Annotated in this window: 5 protein-coding genes and 1 pseudogene; 4 read left to right on the top strand and 2 right to left on the bottom strand. The window is 65.9% G+C overall.

Annotation, left to right across the window (positions count from 1 at the left end; genetic code table 11):
• Positions 1 to 131: 131 nt before the first annotated feature.
• From IC63_RS16415 to IC63_RS16430, 4 genes and pseudogenes are all read left to right on the top strand, one after another.
• Positions 132 to 1,205, top strand: a pseudogene (locus IC63_RS16415) (heavy metal translocating P-type ATPase); the annotation flags it as partial.
• Between the two features lie 939 nt (positions 1,206 to 2,144).
• Positions 2,145 to 3,497, top strand: a complete 1,353-nt coding sequence (copM, locus tag IC63_RS16420; RefSeq protein ID WP_232222659.1) for a CopM family metallochaperone — start codon at positions 2,145 to 2,147, stop codon at positions 3,495 to 3,497.
• A 128-nt stretch (positions 3,498 to 3,625) separates the two neighbouring features.
• The gene (locus tag IC63_RS16425; RefSeq protein WP_036722580.1) at positions 3,626 to 4,045 is read left to right on the top strand and encodes a c-type cytochrome; all 420 of its coding nucleotides are present in this window, start codon (positions 3,626 to 3,628) and stop codon (positions 4,043 to 4,045) included.
• A 111-nt stretch (positions 4,046 to 4,156) separates the two neighbouring features.
• Positions 4,157 to 4,564, top strand: coding sequence for a MerR family DNA-binding protein (locus IC63_RS16430; RefSeq protein ID WP_036722583.1), 408 nt, complete (start codon positions 4,157 to 4,159; stop codon positions 4,562 to 4,564).
• Here the strand turns inward: IC63_RS16430 and IC63_RS16435 are convergent.
• Entirely contained in the window at positions 4,561 to 5,079 is a 519-nt protein-coding gene (locus IC63_RS16435) for a c-type cytochrome (protein WP_232222660.1), read from the bottom strand. The genes IC63_RS16430 and IC63_RS16435 overlap by 4 nt on opposite strands.
• A partial coding sequence (locus IC63_RS16440) for an integrase core domain-containing protein (protein WP_036722163.1) occupies positions 5,076 to 5,391 on the bottom strand: 316 nt, incomplete at its 5' end. The genes IC63_RS16440 and IC63_RS16435, both read right to left, overlap by 4 nt.

Raw genomic sequence — 5,391 nt, forward strand, 5'->3', positions numbered from 1 at the left:
GATCCACATCCGCATTGCTCTCATGAACCGCTTCTCCGCCCTCGGCACCGCCGAGATCGTTCGCGTCAGCTGAGTTCAGCGGGGAAAGGGGCAGCTCACGCCGCTAGCTGAGTTGCGCAACAACGCCCTGCGCCTGTCCCTGTGCGCTGGGGCTGGCCACGCCGATGTCGATCATGGTCGGCGTCGGACGCGGCGCGCAGGCGGGCGTGCTGATCAAGAACGCAGAAGCCTTGGAGCACATGGAAAAGGTGGACACGATCATCGTGGACAAGACCGGAACGCTGACCGAGGGGCGGCCCGCCGTCACCGCCATCGTTCCGGCACCTGGTTGGGCCGAGGCCGACGTCCTGCGTCTTGCCGCCAGCGTGGAACGGGCGAGCGAGCATCCGCTCGCGCTCGCCATCGTGCGGGCAGCAGAGGAGCGAGAGATCCCGCTCGCGCCTGTTGCCGACTTCGACTCGCCGACCGGCAAGGGGGCGCTCGGGGTGGTGGAAGGCAAGCGCATTCCGCTGGGAAACGCGAAGTTCCTGACCGAACAGGGGGTCGAAGTCGCGCCGCTGGCTGAGCAGGCCGACAAGCTGCGCGAGGACGGGGCGACGGCAATCTTCATGGGCGTCGATGGGCAGGTCGCCGCGATCTTCGCCATCGCGGACCCGGTCAAGGCCACGACGCCCGAGGCGCTGGCTGCGCTGAAGGCGCAGGGCATCCGCGTGGTCATGTTGACCGGGGACAACTGGACGACGGCAAGGGCCGTGGCCCGCCAACTCGGCATCGACGAGGTCGAGGCGGAGGTCCTGCCGGATCAGAAAAGCGAGGTCGTGCAGCGGCACAAGGCGGCAGGGGAAGTCGTGGCGATGGCGGGAGACGGCGTGAACGATGCGCCGGCGTTAGCTGCCGCCGATGTCGGCATCGCCATGGGCACCGGCACCGACGTGGCGATGGAGAGCGCGGGGGTCACGCTGCTGAAGGGCGATCTCACCGGCATCGTGCGGGCGCGGCGGCTGTCGCAGGCGGTGATGCGCAACATCCGCCAGAACCTGTTCTTCGCTTTCATCTACAACGCGCTCGGCATCCCGGTCGCGGCCGGCGTGCTGTATCCGTTCTTCGGCATCCTGCTGTCGCCGATCATCGCGGCCGCCGCCATGGCGCTGTCCTCGGTCAGCGTGATCGCGAACGCGTCGCGGCTGCGGGGGGTGAAGCTGTGATGACCGGAAGGCGGCCAGAGTCGATCGTCAGCGCCTTCGACGGGCGGCATCATGTCGCAACCTGCCTTGGCCGGTTTCAGGTGTCGTCGTCCCGCAGGACGTGGTGTGATAATGGCACTGTCAGAAAATGGCCGCTTCCCTGCTTCCCGAGCAGGCAGGAAGCCTGAGACGGTCCAGAGGAAGAGAACGAACGGTCTGATGAGCAGGGGTGTGGCAAAGGGCATGGGGCTTCGCGGCTGCTGGAGGCAATGGCTGGCAACCGTATGGCTGATCGTGGCTTTCGCCGCCCTGGCTTTGCAGGCCGGAGCCCACACCCTCCCGGCAGCACACACGGTCCATGCCGAGCGAGCTGTCGCCGCTAGCCTGGACCAGGGCTGCGATCATTCTCATGCGGCGTCCGGCTGTGCCCGGACGACTTCCGGGGATCAGGACGGTTCCGGCGGGAGCGGGCCGGGTTCCCAGGACGACTGCTGCGCCCAGTTCTGCACGATCACCGCCCTTCTGCCAGAGAGCCCGCGGGCCGATCCGCCTTCCGGCGGGGAGACCCGCCTCGGCATTCTGGTGGGTCGCTTGGGGCGGACTCCCGAGGGAATCCTGCGGCCACCACGTTCATCAGTCGCTGCGTGAAGGCGTTGCGGATCCGAGAGGTCCGCGCCTTCCGGCCACTTCGGCCGACAGGCCGATAACGCCACTCGGACATCAACGATCACTAGGGGGCTGCGCGTGCGCTGTGTGATGCCGCGTTTTCCCGGACATGGATGAACAGCAATGAAACGAACTGCAATCGCCCTTTCCCTCGGCCTCGCGGCAGGGCTACCGGCTGTTGCCCTGGCGCAGGCCGGGCATGACACCCACCACCCTGCACAGACGCAAGAACAGGCCGCTGCGCCTGCCGCCCCGACAATGCCGATGCCGGGTATGCCAGACCAGATGCGGACCATGATGCAGGCCATGCCTGCCGAGTGCATGAGCGCCATGCAGCAGATGATGCAGGGCGGGATGATGCACGGTGCGGTCGATGCATCGAAAGCTGCCGGAATGGCGCCAGCCGACGGAAACGTTCCCGACTTCACCCGCGCCTATGTGGACGCCATGGACGCAATGCACGGGCCGATGATGGACGGCGTCATGGCCGATGACCCCGACACGGCCTTCGTGCGGGGCATGATCCGGCATCATCAGGGCGCGATCGACATGGCCCGGATCGTGCAGCAACACGGGGATGATCCGCAGACCAAGGCATGGGCCGAGCAGATCATCGCCGCGCAGGAGCGCGAGATCGCCGAGATGGAAGCCTGGCTAAAGGAGAAAGGTAGCCCTGAGGCTATCGACTTCGGCCAGACCGGCGGCACCGTCTGGTCCGCCGACGAAGGCGGCAGCTCGATCAGCGCCATCGGCCTCGGCACCGGGACCGTGACCACGACGCCGATCCCGGTGGCGCCCCATAACGTCGATCTGACGCCGGACGGGCGCTTCCTGCTGGCGGTCGGCACTCCGGCTTCCGGTGATCATGGCTCGGAAGGGCATGGCCACGACGGGGACGCCGCGGGACTTCTGGTAATGCTCGATCCACAGGACCTCTCGAAGCCTGCTGTCACGGTCGAGGTCGGTGCCCACCCGGCCCACGTCGTTGCCGATACGCAGGGTCGCGCCTATGCGTCCCTCTCGGGCGCGGACGAGGTCGCGGTGGTCGATCTCGCGAACGCATCGGTGGTCGAGCGCATCCAGACCGGAGCTTACCCGCACGGGCTGCGGCTCAGCCCAGACGGGACCGAGCTCTACGTCGCCAATGTCGAGGACGGGTCGGTCTCGGTCATCGACACGGCCAACCTCACCGAGGCGGCACGCATCCCGGTGGGCACGGCGCCGGTTCAGGTCGGCTTCACCCCTGATGGCAGCCGGATCTATGTCTCGCTGCGCGACGAGAACCGCGTGGCGGTGATCGACACCGCCACGCGCGAGGTCACAGGCAGGATCGAGGTCGGTCCCAATCCGATCCAGATGATCGCAACCCCCGACGGCAGGCAGGTCTATGTTGCCAACCAGGGGACCGAGGCCGCGCCGAACGACACCGTGTCGGTGATCGACACGGCGACCGGCAAGGTTGCCAAGACGCTGAAAACCGCTCCTGGCGCGCATGGTGTGTCGGTTTCGGCGGACGGCGCCTTCGTGTTCGTGACCAACATCGCGGACGACAGCGTCTCGGTCATCGACGTTGCGCGCCAGGAGGTCGTCGGATCGGTGCCGGTGGGCGACCGCCCGAACGGCATCGTCTATGGGCCGTCGAACTGACCGGATCGCAGAAGCTGGCGCCGAATTTCCCGGCGCCAGTCCGATCAAGGCCACCTCACCAACCTTAGCCACTCCAGCGCCGCTCGCGCGGCACTTCCTCCGCGCGAGCCAATCAGAGGAAAGACTTCATGCGAACTGTTCTTCTTGCGGCGATTGCCGCGGTCGCCACAGGCGGTGCCTGGTGGCTCTGGGGCCAATCCGATGCCGCAAGGCCGGCTGAAGAGGGTCAGGCTCTTGTTGCTGTGACCATGCCGGCCACGTTGTCACCCGAAGCCAAAGCCGGTCAGCAGGCCTTCGCCGCCAACTGCGCATCCTGCCACGGCACCGATGCCGAGGGGCGGGCGGGGATTGCACCACCGCTCATCCACAAGATCTACGAACCGAGCCACCACGGCGACATGGCTTTCGTCCTGGCAGCACGCAACGGGGTGCGTGCCCATCACTGGCCATTCGGAAACATGGCCCCGGTTCCGGGACTCACGGACCCGGAGCTGGCCGGGATCATCCGCTTCGTGCGCGAGGTTCAGGTTGCGAACGGCATTCGCTAGATCGCTTCTCTTGGGCATCCTGACCGTGATCGGGGGCGGGTCCCGGCTGCGGCTTTACCGTGTCTCTGGTCAGCGTGCACGTAGCACCCTCCAGGGCAAGGGAGGACTGGAATGAACATCGCCGCAGCCGCGCGAGCGTCGGGTCTTACCTCCAAGACGATCCGACACTATGAGGACATCGGTCTTGTGGCCCCGCAGCGCGGGCCGAACGGCTATCGCCATTTCAGCCCTGCTGATGTCCACCGGCTGCGCTTCCTGAGCCGTGCGCGACGACTCGACTTTTCGCTGCAGGACTGCCGCGACCTCCTGATGCTGAACGAAGACACGAGCCGCAGCAGTGCCGACGTGCGCGAGATCGCCGCGCGTCATCTCGCCCAAGTCGACGAAAGGTTGGCTGATCTGATGCAACTGCGTACGGCCCTGCAGCAGCTTGTTCAGAGCTGTGCGGGCGATGGGCATCCGGATTGCTCGATACTTGATGCCCTGGCAGGAGATTGCACTTTGCGGGACCGGGGCTAGCTGCCATTCCGTTCGGCCTGGATCGCGCGTATCCGATCGGGCCAAGTCGACTTGATGAACCCGAGGATGGCGGCAATGTCGCCGTCCGTCAGGATTTCGCCAAAAGCCGGCATGCCCGACGTCATGGGCACACCTATGTCATCCAGAACCGCCTGGCCGCCCCGCCGGATGTAGTCGGTCAGCATGGCATCATCGTGGTGCCAGGTGTGGCCGGATGCGTCATGCGGCGGTGCAGGGAGAACGCCACTTTCGTCAGCGACCTGCCAGTCGGGCTGACCTTCAAGCTGAGCGCCGTGGCACGTCGCGCAATGTTCGGCATAAAGCTTGGCCCCGCGCGGGGTCTGGGCTGAGATGCTGTAGATCCATCCTGCCCAGAGAGCGATGCAAACGAAGCCCACGGCAAGCAGCGATGCAGTTGGAAGGAAAAGGACAGACGAACGGCTTCCAGTCATGCCCGCCAGATTGTGGACATTCACGCGAAGGTCAACTTCAGTGACCTGCCACTGAACTTTCATCCAACGGCGACCGGAGCCCGGTTTTTGTTTACGCCTGTTGGCGCGGGTTGAGCAATCGCCCGGCGCGCGGAGCTTTCATCTCGCGCAGCGGGGCGGGCGATTGCGGGGTTCAGGTTCGCGGCAAACCCTACAGGGGTCTGGTAGCCCAAGGCCGAGTGGGGCCTTTCGGTGTTATAGTCGGTGACCCAGGCAGCGATCAGGTCACGGGCATGGGCGATGTTGCGGAACAGGGCCTCGTTCAGAAGCTCGTCCCGCATCCTGCCGTTGAAGCTTTCGACGAACCCGTTCTGCATCGGCTTGCCCGGCGCAATG

It is taken from the genome of Paracoccus sphaerophysae (assembly GCF_000763805.1).
GTDB lineage: Bacteria > Pseudomonadota > Alphaproteobacteria > Rhodobacterales > Rhodobacteraceae > Paracoccus > Paracoccus sphaerophysae.